Genomic DNA, 15744 nt, shown 5'->3' on the forward strand with positions numbered 1-15744 from the left:
TCCAATGAAACTAGTTCTTAAAAGGTACTAGTTCAACATTAAAAAGAAACTATTAGTTAGAATATTATTAATCCGGTGATTATGAAATTATTTTTTAGACTCTCTCTTATTGCTATTATATTTAATAGTATTGCTTTATTACCGAGCGAAGAAGTATACGCACAGGGCGACCCAAGATACTCTCAATATTATCAAGCACCGCTTCGGTTAAACCCTGCTATGGCAGGAGTCTTTGAAGGACTTTGGCGTGTAGGAGCGAACTTTAGAACACAATGGGGATCTGTGATGGGGGGATCCAACGCTTATTATACTTATGCGGTAGGCGCTGAGTTAAAAACACCTGTATTTAGATCGGATTATATTGGTCTAAGCTTTTCTGCTTTGACAGATGTGGCAGGTGCAGGGCAGTACAATGTTACAGATATTAATTTAGGAATTACTTACATGAAAAAGTTGACAGGGGGAGGACGTTCTTACCGACCTAGTTTAACTTCATATTTAGTTGCAGGAGCACAAATCGGAATTGGGCAAAGAAGTGTAAAATGGTTGAACTTGACATATAGTACACAATATGTAGTTGATAATAATACGTACAATCAAGGTATTACAAGTGGAGAGAATACAGGTGGAATGCGTATGACTAAGATTTATCCAGATTTGAGTGCTGGTTTGTTGTGGTACGGAGTGATGGGAGATCGCAAGAGTGTTTATGCTGGATTGGGATTGTTTCATTTGAATCGCCCAGAAATCTCTTTGTTTAATCGCTCTAATGCTGGAGCTGATGTGGAGCGTCTATACATGCGTGTAACTGCACATGCAGGAGGTGAATTTTTGGTTGGAGGACGTGGGTCTGCCATTAGTTTATTACCTGGTTTTGTGGGAATGTTTCAAGGACCTTTTATGGAATTAAACATGGGAATTGGAATGAAATACCAAGCACCAAGATATGATGACTTCGCCTTTAAATTATCTGTATGGACTCGTTTAGCGAATAGATTAGAATCTGAAATTGATGCTGATGCGTTGGTTATTGCTGTGGGATTAGATTATCAAACATTCCAATTTGCAGTAAGTTACGATATCAATACATCTACTTTATCGAACGTTTCTGGGGGACAAGGGTCTTTAGAGTTTTCTATTATTTATACGCATGATGGTAAACGATCAAGAGGACAAGGTTGTCCAACGTTTAACTAAAAATGTTCGGCAGTTTGTGTTTTATCTTGATTAGAATAAAATAATTTCAGGATTATCCATAAAATCAGCACATTGAATGATGTTTTCAATGTGCTGATTTTGTTTTTGTTATGTTTTTTCGAAGGAGTTGTGCTGATTTTTTTTTGAAAAAAAATGTTTTTTTTAGCCTTAAAATTTGGTTTAAGAATATAATGTCGTATATTTGCTGCGCACTTAGCACAAACGGCGAGATAGCTCAGTTGGTTAGAGCGCAGCACTCATAATGCTGAGGTCGGGGGTTCGAGTCTCCCTCCCGCTACTGATTTAAGCACAAATAATTGTTATTCAATTGTTTGTGCTTTTTCTTTTTTTATACACTTCTAATCAATGATTGATGGATCTAAATTTAAAAGCTGCGTTGTACAAATCTTGTGTGTCTTTCTTGGAAAAACGATTGAATGTAATACAGCATAGATTAAATGAGTTGAATGATTCGTTGGAGGCAGAAACCAAGAGTAGTGTTGGAGATAAGTATGAGACAGGACGTGCTATGTTGCACTTGGAAAAAGATAAACAAATGAGGCAATTGGCTGTTTTGTTGGATTATAAAAAGCAGTTGCATCGTATTAATCCAGAAATTGAATGTGACTGTGTCGAGCAAGGTGCATTGGTTGAAACGAATCAAGGTGTTTTTTATCTTTCCATTAGTGCAGGAAAATTGACAGTTGAAGGAAATTCTTATTTTGCTATTACCTTGGCTTCCCCAATAGGACAGTTGTTGTTTCAGAAAAAGGTAGGTGAGGAGCTTGAATTTAGAGGTAGACGCTACTCTATAAAAAATATTATCTAGAGCTATCTTGATTTATAAAAAGAAGCTGTTGTGATTAAATTAGAGGTATAATTATGAAGCTACCTTGACTTATTTTCTTTTTTGTGAGAAGGAGGTTAGATAAATAGATCTAAAATTATCAAGATGCCAAATATAGCACTTGCAATACCATTGGTCGTAAAAAATGCTAAGTTGACCTTGCTCAAATCATTGGGTTTTACCAAAAAGTGTTGATAAATAAGTAAACTAATGAATACAACGGTTCCAATCCAAGAATAAAGCCCTACATCGCTTCTTAGTGTAGCCCAAATGACTAAGCCTGCTGAGATAATATGCAAAAGATTAGAAAGCATTAGAGCGCGTTCTTTGCCTAATGTGGCAGGAATAGAATTTAAGCCAAGTGATTTGTCAAAATCCTCATCTTGTAGGGCGTAAATAATATCAAACCCAGAGACCCAGAATAGCACTACAAATGAATAGATAATGGCTGTAATGCTATTGTTATCAAATACACCTGTTACAGCGATATAAGCGCCAATAGGAGCCAATGCTAAACCAATTCCTAAAACAAAATGACAAAGAGCTGTAAAACGCTTGGTATACGAATATCCTAAGACCACAGCCAGTGCTATTGGAGAAAGATAAAAGCAAAGTGGGTTGATTAAATAAGTGGTAAGAACAAATAAAATACAGTTAACAATAACGAAGTAAAGTGCATTTTCAGGAGAAATAGCACCTGCAGGAATTTCTCTTTGTGCTGTTCTTGGATTCTTTTCATCAATATCTCTATCGGCATATCGATTAAATGCCATGGCTGCACTTCTAGCAAAAACCATACAGAGCACTACCTTTAGAAACAACCACCAGTTGATAGCACTAGAAGTTGAGGTATTTGTAGTTGCTAAAAAAAAGCCAATACAGGCAAAAGGCATTGCAAAAATGGTATGGCTAAATTTGATAAGAGATAGATAGTTTTTCATAGAAAAGCTAAGCTTTTGAGCGCTATTATTTTGAACAATTCAGAACTTTCAATATTTTCTAAAAGTTAGTACAATGATACAAAAAAAACTCTATACAAAATAAAATCTGCATAGAGTTTTTGGTTAGACGCTTGGTCTACTTTTATTTTGAAGCATCTGCATCTTCTCCCTCTAACTTGATTACATCAGAAGTGATTGTTAAGATTGTATTAGCAGGAATTGTGTTTGCTGTAATCGTAACAGTTTTGCTTTGCTTTCCTTTTTTTCCTTTAGAGTCAAATTTTACCTTAATTTCGCCACTCTCGCCTGGAGCGATTGGCTCTCTTGGCCATTCAGGAACTGTACATCCACAACTACCTCTAGCGTTGGATATTGTCAACGGATTGTTACTTGTGTTTTCAAATTTAAATACATGCTCTACCTTTTCACCTTCTTCTAAAGTTCCAAAGTCAAACTCGTTTTCAGAAAAAACAAGATTAGCAGCTGTTGCTGGATCTACTTCTGGTTGCTGAGGTTGTGTATTGGTATTGGTAGGTTTTATTGCTGGCTGACTAGTAGGAGGAGTCGCTGTTGCTGTTGTATTCAAAGCTCTAGTTGCTGCTAGAGTACTAGCACTAGCACTACTAGAAAAGTATACGCTATACGTTAAAACTGAAAGCCAAAGGGCCATTACTGCCATGCCACCCAATATTAAGTTTTCCTTATTTTCCATTTTGTCTAAATTGGTTTTACTAAGAATAATTGTTTTTAGAATAAAAATTTGCTTTACAAAAATAATCTATTTTTCTTAACTATGAAAATAGTTGAAGCGAATCTTAACGCTTTTTAACGTGTTTGAAGGCTTAAATAAATGTAGTGTTCGGTTTTGGATGCTTTATAACTTCACGGTATTAGTGAGAAATTTGTTTGATTGGGCATACTAGAGGATGAGGCGTTCCAATTAAAGTAGATGGAGTTAAATGTATTTTGTTGATAATCAACAGGATATATTTTAAAGCATTTTTGTTTTTAAAATTTTGATTATCAGTGCTGTACGAATGGGGGGAATGTTTTTTTTTATGAAAAACTAAAAAATTAGCGGATGGTTATGTTTGTATAAGGTAAAGATTTTTACGACATTTACTTTTTGATAGAAAAGATGTATGGCAAGTAATAATTTTGCCTGTTATTATAGATAATTATTAAAAAATAAAAAACATACACATTATGGGGTTTCGCAAAGAAAAAGACTCTATTGGATATATTGATGTGCCAGCGGACAAATATTGGGCTGCTCAAACACAACGCTCTCTAGAAAATTTTAAAATTGGAGGACATTTGATGCCTAAGGAGGTTATTCAAGCGTTTGCTATTTTGAAAAAAGCAGCCGCGCAAACGAATACGGAACTAGGAGTTTTGGATGCGAACAAATCAAATCTTATTGGAAAAGTTTGTGATGAAATTTTAGCAGGAAAGCTAGATGATCAGTTTCCATTGGTTGTTTGGCAAACAGGTTCGGGAACACAATCCAATATGAATGTCAATGAGGTGGTTGCTAATAGAGCGCACGTTTTGAATGGTGGTAATTTGTTGGATGAGAAAAAAAGTATTCATCCTAATGATGATGTTAATAAGTCTCAATCTTCTAACGACACTTTTCCAACTGCTATGCACATTGCAGCGTACAAAAAAGTTGTTGAGGTGACGATTCCAGGTTTGGAAGCTTTAAGAGACACACTGGCAGATAAATCAGCAGCATATAAGGATGTTGTAAAGATTGGTCGAACACATTTTATGGATGCTACTCCTGTAACAGTAGGGCAGGAGCTGTCTGGTTTTGTTTCTCAATTGAATCATGCTATAAAAGCAATTAAGAATACATTAGAACATTTATCTGAGTTGGCATTGGGGGGAACAGCTGTAGGGACTGGATTAAATACACCCAAAGGTTATGCTTCCTTAGTAGCAGAAAAAATTGCCAACTTGGCAGGGTTACCGTTTGTAACTGCTGAAAATAAATTTGAGGCTCTTGCTGCTCATGATGCTATTGTTGAGGGACACGGAGCTTTAAAAACAGCTGCTGTTTCTTTGATGAAAATAGCCAACGATATTCGAATGTTGGCATCAGGTCCTCGTTGTGGCATTGGAGAATACATTATCCCTGCGAACGAACCAGGATCGTCGATTATGCCAGGGAAAGTTAACCCTACACAGGCAGAGGCAATGACGATGGCAATGGCACAAGTCATTGGAAATGATGTTGCGATTAATGTTGGTGGTATGACAGGTCAATTTCAGTTGAACGTTTTTAAACCTGTCATGATTTATAACTTTTTGATGTCAGCTCAATTGATTGGAGATGCTTGTGTTAGCTTCAATGAAAATTGTGCGGTAGGGTTGGAGCCTAACTATGAAGCTATTAAAGAGAACTTGAATAACTCTTTGATGTTGGTGACAGCTCTAAATACTAAAATTGGTTATGATAAGGCTTCTGAAATTGCTAAAAAAGCATATAAAGAAGGTACAACTTTGAAAGCAGCAGGTTTGAGTTTAGGCTATTTAACAGAAGAAGAGTTCGATCAGTGGGTTCGTCCTGAAGATATGATTGGAAGCTTGGATTAATAAAGTGTTTGCTTATTGTTCTGCCTCAACCAGAATAAGTAGAAGGACATAATGTTCAGTTTTAGTTTAGCTACTCTACATTTTGTCCTTCTATTTCTGGATGGTTTGTTTAGGGTATTAAGTTACCCTATTTGTTCTGACAAGTCCCATACGGTTAGTTCAAGCCAATCTTGAGGCCAAGATCTTAATTGTTGGTTGTTCGATTTAATACTATTTTGAACCAGTAATCGATACAAATCAGAAGAGCTCAAACCTCCCATGCCATCATTGTCTTGCAAGACATTTTTGAAAACGGTATTGTTGCAAACGTCTTGTCTTGTGCGGTTGATATTGGTCAAATGTTGAACCAGTATATCATTCAGTTTTTTAAAACTCATAACAATTCTGTTTTAAATAGGAACACGATTGATGTACTATAACTTGATGATCATTCATTTCACAGATAAATAATCGGGAATAAAGAGCAAGTTGGCAGTACGTTTTGTTACTTTAAAAAACGTCTAATATTAAAGGATGGTTTGTATGTATTCCTCTTATTGTTATGTTAAAAACATAAATTAAATATTTAAGGCAATTTCTACCATTTCACTCAAAGTTTCTTGCCGTTCTTGTGCTGTTGATTCGATTCCTGTGACCAACTCATCAGATATTGTTAAGATGGTCAAGGCTTGCACTCCAAATTTAGCTGCTAAGGTATAAATCGCAGCTGTTTCCATTTCTACACAAAGTACTCCATATTTAGCCCAATGTTGGTAGGATTCAAAATTATCATTATAGAATTCATCGGCAGAAAGAATATTCCCCGCTTTGACTTGAATTCCCCTTGCTTCAGCTGCACGGACAGCATTCATGAATAAGGTGAAATCTGCTGTAGGAGCGAAATCCATACCATTAAATCTTCTTCGGTTGATTCCAGAATCGGTAGAAGCAGACATGGCTAAAACAACATCTCTAACCTTTAAATCAGCTTGATAAGATCCTGCTGTTCCAATTCGGATGAGTTGCTTGGCACCATAGCCAGAAATTAATTCATTGACATAGATAGAGGTAGAGGGAATTCCCATTCCAGTACCTTGTACAGAGACTTTTTTGCCTTTGTAGGTTCCCGTATAACCGTTCATTCCTCTTACAGTGTTATAACAAAAGGGGTTTTCTAGAAAAGTTTCTGCAACCCATTTTGCTCGGAGTGGATCACCGGGGAGCAATACTTTTTCTGCAATTTGGCCTTCTTTGGCTCCAATATGTAGACTCATAAATTAGGTTTTAAAATAAATAAAAGGAAATAGTGCTTGAGTTGAAAGTAATAACCTATTAACGGTTTAATTCGAATTAACATCTTAAAAAATAACTAGGTTGCTTCTTCTTTTTACAAGGTTAGAAGCTAAAATTCAAGACAAGCTATCTAAGTTAATAAACTTTGTGAAGTATTTCGAACCAAAATGAAAAAGTCTGGGATATTACTTGGTGACTTCTTTTATTAATAGGAGACTGAATCTAAAAATGAATGTTTCTTGGTAGTAAAATTGTATAGACTTGTAAAGTATATCATTTATAGAAATGGTTGATACGTTCTACCAACAATAGTTTGAGTAAGTGCTAGTTGGTTGAAAGAATTTTATTTGGCTATCTGTCCTTTTAGGCATTGTTTGAATTGAAATAGTTAGGCTTTTTTGTGTCGTTTTTGTAATAGAAAAACAATACCTTGTAAGTTCAAATGAATCTTGCTTGTTGTGAAATAACATTTGGTATACCTCGCTGCTATAGAAATATTTTATTGTCAACTACTAATAACTAATTATGAAATGTTTAAACTTATGTCTAATGTTTTTAATGGCATTAGGAATTGTTAAGCTTGCAAATGGACAGTGCCAAGCAGGTGAGACTGAGATTTTATTTAACCTAGTGCCCGATAATTATGGTTCTGAAACTACATGGAATTTTACATCACCAGGTGGAGGAACGGTATATGCTTCAGGAGGTCCTTATACGAACAATAATACAACGCCTATTAATGCAAGTGTTTGTGTACCTACGGGAAGTCAAGTCGTTTTTACAATATCAGATAGTTACGGAGATGGCATTTGTTGTTCTAGTGGGAATGGTTCTTATACAGTTAGTATTAGTGGTGTGACAGTTGCTTCAGGAGGCTCTTTTTCTAATTCTGAAAGTATGACATTTTTTGCCCCTCTATTATCTTATGATATTATGATGGGAAAAGTACAGAGCCCATTTCCTGTCGTTGGAAGTGACGAAACAGTAGAAGTCAAAAGTTCTTTAACCAATATCAGCTCAACAGTTATTACAGAGCTAAGTATTAGCTATCAAGCAGGAACAGAGCCTGTTGTAACAGAGAACTTTACCTCTTTGAATGTATCACCATCTGAAAAGTACGACATTAAATTTGCTACATTGTGGTCTCCACAAAACACAGGACCTCAAGGGTTAAAAGTTTGGGTAAATAGTATTAATAATGGCAATGCTGATATGTATACATCCAATGATACTTCTAGCATACAATTGGATGTATATCAAGGAACCGTGATTCCCAATATCATGGATGATTTCCTAAATTCAGCGCCTGTTTTCTCAACGATTGCAACTAGCTCGAATCAAGTCAATAAACCAACAGATTTGGATTTTCATACAATTCTAAGTAGAAAAGAACTTTGGGTTTTGAATGAAAATACAGAGTCTACAGGAGGTTCTACAGTAACTATTTCTAATGCTGGGATGCCCAATCAATCTAGTCTTTGGTTGAGAGATGGCAATGCATGGCATTTTATGTCTTTACCAACAGGATTAGCTTTTGGAACAAACGGCAACTGGGGAACATCAGCAGGTGTCTATGATGCTAATCACGATGGTGGAGCACCTTTCACAGGACCGACGTTATGGTCTAGCGATATGTCTATTTATGCACAGAATGCAGGACCTGGCACGAATGGAAGTCATTTGGATATGTTGCACGAGACACCTTATGGAATGGGGATTGCACATCACAAAGACAATGCGTATTGGTTATTTGATGGCAATGCTAATAATATTGTATATTATGATTTTGTAGAAGATCACGGACCAGGACAACATTATCATGGTGATGGTATTATTCGACGCTATACTGAAGTTGTAGTTGCCAAGGATGGTGATGTTCCAAGTCACCTTATTTTAGATAAGTCTTCTGGTTGGTTGTATATTGTAGATGTAGGAAACGATAGAGTATTGCGAATGAATACCAATACAGGTAATGTTAAAAATCCATTAAATCCGACGCTTGAACAAGTTGCTGAATATTCCGAAATGGAAAATGTGGTTTCAGAAACAGTTATTGATACTGGGTTGACACGACCTTGTGGTATCGATTTGATAGGGAATCGTTTGATCGTAGGAGATTACACAACAGGAGATATTCGTTTTTATGACATTAGCGTTAATCCAGTTGCTTACTTAGGAAAAATTTCAACAGGGGCAGCAGGCTTGACAGGTTTAAAAATTGGTCCAGAAGGTAATATTTGGTTTACTAATCGTATCAATCATACGGTTCAGAAAGTAGTTCCATCTGTTACTACCAGTGTAGTAAAAGCTGCATCAGAAGAACAGTTGGCTGTTTATCCTAACCCTGCATCTACTTCTGTAAATGTACAAATTCCACCTACCGTAGGATCAGATGCCACCTTCATGGTGACGGATGCTTTGGGAAGAGTTGTTATGAGTAGTCAATTGAATAACAGAACTACGATGAGTTTTAATACTTCCAATTGGGCGAATGGATTGTATTTGATTACGGTTCAAAGTGCTAGTTACAAGGAAAGTAAAGTTCTTCAAATTCGTAAATAATCGTCGATATTTTCGATAAACAAAAAGCCATAAGCTCTTTTGGAGCTTATGGCTTTTATGTTTGTAATAGCAATTCGTCGTGCAAAAAAGTTTATGCTTTTTCTTGGTTAAGACCAGCGGCAGCTGCTTTAGGTTTTTGTGTAGTGCTAGATTTTTCAGTTGTACCTTGCAGGTAACGTTCTCTAGAAACAGCTTGGTATTTATCTGTGCTTCCAATCACTTCTTGTTTCTTTTCTTTGGATAGTCGCATGGTAAAAGGAGCATCGTTTCCTGTTGCTTTGCAAACTGCTGTAACGTAACTAATGTCATCTGACAAAGGAATTAGAAGGCTAATTTGTTCAAAAGGTTTTCTGCGATAATCCCCATTTAGACCACAGACTTCTACAATTTTGCCAGCATTGGCCCAAGCATCACAGTATTTGCTAGCGTCGGGGTAAAACTGAATTTCATCAATGCAAATAACATCATAATCTTGGATAAGGTCATGGACTTCTTCTAATTTGTGGCAGGAAGTTGCTTTGTAGCTAATTTGATCGTGTGTTACCAGCATTTCTTCAGAACCACTATAACGTTGATCTTTGGCGTATTTGATGAGTAAGCAGGCTTTGCCCCCAATTTGATAGCGTCTATATCGTGTTAACAAAATGGTGCTTTTGCCCGAAAACATAGGACCTAGAATTAAACTTAATTTACCAGACATAATAGAATAGTTGCAATCTTTACCAGATTTTTGATTTATAGAAAAGCTACCATAACAGGAATCTAAACAAATGCTCAAAAGTACGCTCATAAAAAACTATTTTAGAAAAGAGTAGCTTTTGTCTTTATACTTAATTTGTTGATTTAGTTTTTTCGTAGCATCTTTGTATTAAATTTCTTTGAACGTTGAGTAATTATCAAATATGAATAGAAAATAGCAACGTACTATTCATTGGTGTGATGTATACCAACGCAAAAACCACAAAATTTCATTTGATAACAACTTGATTATTGGTTGTTATTTGTAATCAGTACTTCGTGGATTTATGGAATTTTATATTAATAAAAAGGTAATTTGAAAAACTTGTTCAAATAATTGATTGTTGATAAAAAAAGCGCTTTTTTATAAATGGAATAGTGGTTGTTTAAATTTTATTCATGAATTGAATATTATATTGACTATCAGGTGGCAAAAATATTTAAACATATTATAAAAAAACTCTTTGATAGACTTCAATCTTAGGTAGGCAATTGTACTTGTTTTGGATAAAAAAAACAAGGATTTTACCAATTTTATTCAAATTAAGTGTAACTTTTATGTTTGATTCTACACGTCCCCATACTAGAAAAGAAGCATTGTTGTAATTGTAATATATAATGAAGATATACGTCAAATTTATCGTCCTGTTTTTTTTATTTTATACCCCTATTACGAATGCTCAGTTGCCTTCAACAGGAAAGAGCAAAGGAGCTTATAATGTATTTAGAAATGCTGAAAATAAGTTTTATAAAGGTAATTTAAAAGCAGGAGAAGCTACTTTTGAGCGGTCTGCTAAACGTTATGAAAATAGTGGTGAAGTAGACGGTTATATCGCTGCCAAAGCAATGGAAGCCATAGTGTTACTAAATAAAGACAAACCGAAAGAGGCGTTTCGAGCATTTAGAAGAGCAGAAGAACTTTATAATGAACAATCCAAACACAACGAAGCGACACGTGCTTATTTGAGATTGTGTTTGGGAAAATATCATCTGTATTACGACGAACAAAAAGAAGCCAATACATTTTTAAAAGAGGCAGAAATAGTTGCCAAAAAAAATCCAGATTATCTTTCTCCTATTTTTAATATTGAATTGCAACAAAGTTTAGGGGAACTTTATCTCAAACAAGGAAACAAACAAGGGGCTCTAACGGCGTATGAAGATTTGATTGATGCTTCCGAAAAATTAGAAGATACGAACCAAGATTTAACCAATCAATATAAAAAGAAGGCGGGGAGTTTATATGATAATGTTTTAAGCCCCCAAGATGCTGCTGCCAAATATAGAAAAATGCTGAATCAAGCAGATTCTAGTGAACGTGGAGAATTAGATTTTAAAACAGGGCGTTCTTATTATAAATATACTGAATACGAAACGGCTTATGAGCACTTAAAAAGTGCTTTGGAATATGATTTGTCGCCCAAAGAACGGGCAGAAACGAAAGCTATGTTAGCGACAATAGCCATGAGCATAAAGGATTATCAAGATGCCTTGGAACAAAATGGAGAAGCTTTGTCAATTCAATTGGAAATAGGAGGAGCTCCAAAAGATATTTATGATGGTCTTTTGCAACAGGGGAAAATCTGTCAAAAATTAGAAATTACAGGAAAGTCTTTGTATTGGTATAAAAAGACAGTCGAAAACATTTCGGATGATTGGACTTTGGAACAAGAATTAGAAAACTATGCATTGGAGGCAATTGAGCATTTGGGAAACAATGCATTGAGCGAAAACTTTAACATTGCTTTGCTGAATTATGAACGAGCAGAACGTTTAATCAATAAATTTTCGAGGAGTGAACAAGACGTTGCAAGGATAGAGATTTATATGGCCAAAGGGAATCTATATTTTTCTGCTCGCAATTATGACAAATCAGAAATTTTCTACAACAAGGCACTCGATTTGATGCAAAGTGTGTATCCCGAAAAACATGCTTTGGTTGCTGAAGCAACTCGATTTATTAGTGAAATTGCGATTCAAAATAAAGCTTATGGACGGGCTTTGTCTTTTATTAATCGTTCGATCAATGCTTCTACCGTAACAGGGGCTCGAATAATAAAAGGAGATGATTTGCCGAATCCTGCCGAGGGGCAATATCCGTATGAATTGCTGCACTCTACGATTACAAAAGCATCTGTATTGTATTTGTATTATAATGGCAATGGGACAGGAACAGAGCAAGAGTTGCAACGAGCATTAAATGTTTCGGATTTGGCAATGAGTATGTTGGTCAAACTTAGAGCAAGTTATCGAACAGAGGGCGCTAAATACGAACTGTCGGAATTGTCTCAGCTGATTAGCCACCAAGCGATTCAGACGGTAAGTGCATTGTATGGCAAAACAAAAAGCAAAGCTTATTTGCATCAATTGTTTGTTTATATCGAGACCTCTAAAAGTGCTTTATTGTTACAAGCTGTACAGCAATTAAGAGCACAGAAGGTTTCTAGGGTGCCTGATTGGGTGGTGGAAAAAGAGAATAAACTAAAAACAGATATTGCTTATTTGAGTGGAGAGATTTATTACGAGGCTAAGCAGGGAAGAAAAATGGATAAGGTGCGCTTAGAAAAATTAGAAGCAAATTTGGCGCAAGTAGAAGAAGAGTATCCTAAGTATTTGGATTATATTGAAAAAACCTATCCAGAATATTATAGCATGAAATACAAGCAACAGCCAATTAGTTGCGAGGCACTACAAGAACGGATGGGAAAGGATGATGTTCTTTTAAATTATGCTATTGTAGATTCTTTTATTCATGTTATTGTAGTGCATAAAGAGTTAATTGTTTACAAGTGTATGCGAACTCCCAAGCCACTAAAAAAATCTGTACAGCGGTATATTCGTTCTCTGAAAGGAGAGAAAATGGACGATTTCATTAAGTATAGTAATATCTTTTACGAGACGTTGATACAACCTATTGAAAAATATTTGGACAAAAAATTTATTGTTGTTATTCCTGATGCTGAATTGAATTATTTGCCTTTTGAATTGGTTCCAACTGCGAATCTTTCACAATCTTTTGGGGGAGGAGATAACAAGAATTATGATATATACAAAGAGGTACCTTATTTGATCCGAAAAGCATCTGTGACTTATAACTACTCCGCAACTTTGTATTTGGATGCCAAGGAACACGATTATTCGAACGTGCCTGAAGGCTTTTTGGGGTTTGCACCAGATTTTTCTAAAGTAGAATCTTTTACAGTCTCTAATCGAGAAAAACAAAGCAAATATGAAGATTTGTTGTTGACACCTTTGGAGAATGCTGCCATAGAGGTGAATACGATTGGAAAACTAACGCATGGTAAGGTTTACGATGCTTTTTCGGCAACGGAAGCTATCTTTAAAGCAGAGGGACAAAATTATGGGGTGCTGCATTTTGCTACTCATGGTATTTTGAATCATAAATATCCATTGTATTCTAGTTTGGTATTGTTGGGGGATGATGTAGAAGATGGTTTGTTGCATACTTATGAGTTGTATAATATGCAATTAAATGCAGAGTTGGTAGCATTAAGTGCTTGTAATACAGGAGTTGGTACGATACAAAAAGGAGAAGGAGCCATGTCTGTAGCAAGAGGATTTGCATATGCAGGGTGCCCTAATATTGCTATGACGCTGTGGCCTGTATCGGATCAAGCTACCCAGATTTTGATGGAGAATTTTTATAGAAATTTAATGAGGGGATTGCCTAAGGCTGAAGCATTGCAAAAAGCTAAGTTAAACTTTTTAGATGCAGGATCTGGACTAATTTGTGTTCCTTATTTTTGGAGCGGCTTAATTTTAGTCGGAACACCAGATCAATTGCATAGCTTGCAAACAATCTCTTCAGGGTGGGCTTGGACAACTTGGGCTATTGGAGGACTTGTATTATTAATATTAATAGTTGGAGTATCCTTCTTTAAGAACAAAAGAACAGACTAATGTACAGACTTATACGAATACATATCGTTTTTTTTGTAGGACTGATTGCTCAATGGTCAATAGCACAGAATGGTACTTCTACTGTTCCAACGGCTATTTATATTGGCAATGCTGCATTTGAAGCACCTGTGCATGGTGCCAAGGTGGCGTTGACACTTCAAGAAGATTTTGGCAATCAAAAACGACCTGTTAGTACATTTATAGGAGAATTTGTCTCGGACACAGCTGGAGTCATTACTGTTTCTTTGATACCTGATAAAAGCTATTTGATACAAACATCAAAAGATGGTTTTTATACCCAGTTATCAAAAGTTAAAACGGCAAACTTTTCTCGTACCCAGCAAAATAAAAAGGGCATCAGTCTACGTCCTAGAAATATTATCTCTATCAAAGGAAATATCGTGATGCCTAAGGGAAAAACGGGAACGGTTACTTTAAAAAATAAAATAACTAATTATACAAGAACAGAGGTATTGGATGCTACAGGTGATTATGATATCAAGGCAGTAAAAGGAAATGATTATGAATTGCACGTGGTCATAGAAGGTGTGATGGATACTCTAGTAAGTATCGAAAAGAAAGATCTTAGTGCAGGTTCTGGAAATATACCCTTTGTTTATAATTTTGTACCCAATGCGCCCAAACCTAATTATAGAGCTGGAGATGTTTTAGATTTAGAGGCGTATAATTTGAAATTTATAGATCGAACCGTTCGACTTTCAGGTGAAATATGGTTGGATACTTTAACTCGAATTCTTCGAGATAATCCTAATGTGAAAATAGAAATTCAGATTCATACAGATGCTCGAAAAAGTGATCGATTAAATTTAATTCTTAGTAAAAAACGAAAGGAAACAGTAGAGGCAGAGCTGATAGAGCGGGGGGTGTCTGCTAATCAGTATGTTTTTGAATTAAAAGGAGAAGATGAAATTTTAAATGATTGTGTTGATGGAGTTAATTGCTCTAGACGGGAACACGCTGTTAATAATCGGGTGAGCTTGTTGGTAAAAGAAGGGGCTTTTTTGTTTGAGAAGAGTGACTAAGAAAGGTCACATCTCGTTGATTATTTTCGTTTTAACAATAGTTTACTTTAATTAAATAATCGTTTAGAGAAAACTATAAGAACATCAATCAATAGTTTACATGAAATACCACAAAGTAGTCTGCTATTGATGCAAATATAAAATAATCTGCTCGAACGGCATGATGACAATATTGAAAAAATAGGAAGCATTTATTGTAGAACAAATAGCAAGGGAGTGCTAGTTGGTCATTGTGATGGATGAAATCATGCAACAACTGCAATTATTATAAAACTAACTATAACTATAAGAATAGGTATCTTTATTATGGAACTAGTAGCTTGCTAATATATTGATAAAATGATCTATTAAAATAATCTGAAATTACAAAAAAAAGAAGTTTGTAAGCTTGTAATGAGTTGATTATCTTTGAGGTACTGTGCACCGGTTTTTTATAAAAAAATCTAGAGAGGAAGGAAATAGACCATGCAATAAAAAAAGAGATAACTTAGCAGCTTATGCATTCAGCTTAATACAGGCAACGTAGCTCTAGTCCATTTAAAGATAAATACCACACACTCCAATATCCATAAAAGAGAATGATTTATGGATTGCTGTATCAATAGAACGCTACTTTTTTAAT

At 35.5% G+C, this 15744-nt stretch carries 11 protein-coding genes and 1 tRNA gene; 7 read left to right on the forward strand and 5 right to left on the reverse strand.

Features of this window, described 5'->3' with window-relative positions:
* Positions 1 to 81 precede the first annotated feature (81 nt).
* From QP953_RS06940 to QP953_RS06950, 3 genes are all read left to right on the forward strand, one after another.
* The gene (locus tag QP953_RS06940; RefSeq protein WP_052598265.1) at positions 82 to 1197 is read left to right on the forward strand and encodes a PorP/SprF family type IX secretion system membrane protein; all 1116 of its coding nucleotides are present in this window, start codon (positions 82 to 84) and stop codon (positions 1195 to 1197) included.
* A gap of 224 nt (positions 1198 to 1421) precedes the next feature.
* A tRNA-Met gene (locus tag QP953_RS06945) sits at positions 1422 to 1495 on the forward strand.
* A 75-nt stretch (positions 1496 to 1570) separates the two neighbouring features.
* Complete coding sequence (locus QP953_RS06950) at positions 1571 to 2026, forward strand: hypothetical protein (protein WP_052598264.1); 456 nt, start codon at positions 1571 to 1573, stop codon at positions 2024 to 2026.
* 95 nt (positions 2027 to 2121) lie between these two features.
* On the opposite strand, the gene QP953_RS06955 is transcribed toward QP953_RS06950, so the two are convergent.
* Together QP953_RS06955 and QP953_RS06960 are read right to left on the reverse strand one after the other, a co-directional pair.
* Positions 2122 to 2985 carry a UbiA-like polyprenyltransferase gene (locus QP953_RS06955; protein WP_052598263.1) on the reverse strand — a complete coding sequence of 288 codons (864 nt, stop codon included), beginning with the start codon at positions 2983 to 2985 and terminating at the stop codon, positions 2122 to 2124.
* Positions 2986 to 3127: 142 nt separating this feature from the next.
* A complete protein-coding gene (locus QP953_RS06960) occupies positions 3128 to 3697 on the reverse strand; it encodes a DUF1573 domain-containing protein (RefSeq protein ID WP_052598262.1) in 570 nt (189 codons plus the stop codon).
* 494 nt (positions 3698 to 4191) lie between these two features.
* On the opposite strand from QP953_RS06960, the gene fumC reads away from it, so the two are divergent.
* Positions 4192 to 5586: a class II fumarate hydratase gene (fumC, locus tag QP953_RS06965; RefSeq protein ID WP_052598261.1), complete on the forward strand. Its 1395-nt coding sequence runs from the start codon at positions 4192 to 4194 to the stop codon at positions 5584 to 5586.
* A 122-nt stretch (positions 5587 to 5708) separates the two neighbouring features.
* Here fumC and QP953_RS06970 read toward each other — a convergent pair whose 3' ends face one another.
* Positions 5709 to 5963 carry a hypothetical protein gene (locus tag QP953_RS06970; RefSeq protein ID WP_052598260.1) on the reverse strand — a complete coding sequence of 85 codons (255 nt, stop codon included), beginning with the start codon at positions 5961 to 5963 and terminating at the stop codon, positions 5709 to 5711.
* A 180-nt stretch (positions 5964 to 6143) separates the two neighbouring features.
* A complete protein-coding gene (gene deoD, locus QP953_RS06975; protein ID WP_309554431.1) occupies positions 6144 to 6839 on the reverse strand; it encodes a purine-nucleoside phosphorylase in 696 nt (231 codons plus the stop codon).
* A gap of 577 nt (positions 6840 to 7416) precedes the next feature.
* On the opposite strand from deoD, the gene QP953_RS06980 reads away from it, so the two are divergent.
* Positions 7417 to 9420, forward strand: coding sequence for a T9SS type A sorting domain-containing protein (locus QP953_RS06980; protein ID WP_309554432.1), 2004 nt, complete (start codon positions 7417 to 7419; stop codon positions 9418 to 9420).
* A 91-nt stretch (positions 9421 to 9511) separates the two neighbouring features.
* Here QP953_RS06980 and QP953_RS06985 read toward each other — a convergent pair whose 3' ends face one another.
* Positions 9512 to 10210 carry a thymidine kinase gene (locus QP953_RS06985; protein ID WP_231512811.1) on the reverse strand — a complete coding sequence of 233 codons (699 nt, stop codon included), beginning with the start codon at positions 10208 to 10210 and terminating at the stop codon, positions 9512 to 9514.
* A gap of 566 nt (positions 10211 to 10776) precedes the next feature.
* On the opposite strand from QP953_RS06985, the gene QP953_RS06990 reads away from it, so the two are divergent.
* Positions 10777 to 14079, forward strand: a complete 3303-nt coding sequence (locus tag QP953_RS06990) for a CHAT domain-containing protein (protein WP_309554433.1) — start codon at positions 10777 to 10779, stop codon at positions 14077 to 14079.
* A complete protein-coding gene (locus QP953_RS06995; RefSeq protein ID WP_309554435.1) occupies positions 14079 to 15122 on the forward strand; it encodes an OmpA family protein in 1044 nt (347 codons plus the stop codon). Before QP953_RS06990 ends, QP953_RS06995 begins: the two co-directional genes overlap by 1 nt.
* Positions 15123 to 15744: the final 622 nt, after the last annotated feature.

The sequence above is a fragment of the Aureispira sp. CCB-E genome (genome assembly GCF_031326345.1).
Lineage (GTDB): Bacteria > Bacteroidota > Bacteroidia > Chitinophagales > Saprospiraceae > Aureispira.

Bases quoted from the DNA above. Each gene is read 5' to 3' on its own strand.
- QP953_RS06955 (WP_052598263.1), bottom strand. From the start codon at position 2,985: ATGAAAAACTATCTATCTCTTATCAAATTTAGCCATACCATTTTTGCA.
- deoD (WP_309554431.1), bottom strand. From the start codon at position 6,839: ATGAGTCTACATATTGGAGCCAAAGAAGGCCAAATTGCAGAAAAAGTA.
- fumC (WP_052598261.1), top strand. From the start codon at position 4,192: ATGGGGTTTCGCAAAGAAAAAGACTCTATTGGATATATTGATGTGCCA.
- QP953_RS06950 (WP_052598264.1), top strand. From the start codon at position 1,571: ATGGATCTAAATTTAAAAGCTGCGTTGTACAAATCTTGTGTGTCTTTC.
- QP953_RS06985 (WP_231512811.1), bottom strand. From the start codon at position 10,210: ATGAGCGTACTTTTGAGCATTTGTTTAGATTCCTGTTATGGTAGCTTT.
- QP953_RS06940 (WP_052598265.1), top strand. From the start codon at position 82: ATGAAATTATTTTTTAGACTCTCTCTTATTGCTATTATATTTAATAGT.
- QP953_RS06995 (WP_309554435.1), top strand. From the start codon at position 14,079: ATGTACAGACTTATACGAATACATATCGTTTTTTTTGTAGGACTGATT.
- QP953_RS06980 (WP_309554432.1), top strand. From the start codon at position 7,417: ATGGCATTAGGAATTGTTAAGCTTGCAAATGGACAGTGCCAAGCAGGT.
- QP953_RS06990 (WP_309554433.1), top strand. From the start codon at position 10,777: ATGAAGATATACGTCAAATTTATCGTCCTGTTTTTTTTATTTTATACC.
- QP953_RS06960 (WP_052598262.1), bottom strand. From the start codon at position 3,697: ATGGAAAATAAGGAAAACTTAATATTGGGTGGCATGGCAGTAATGGCC.
- QP953_RS06970 (WP_052598260.1), bottom strand. From the start codon at position 5,963: ATGAGTTTTAAAAAACTGAATGATATACTGGTTCAACATTTGACCAAT.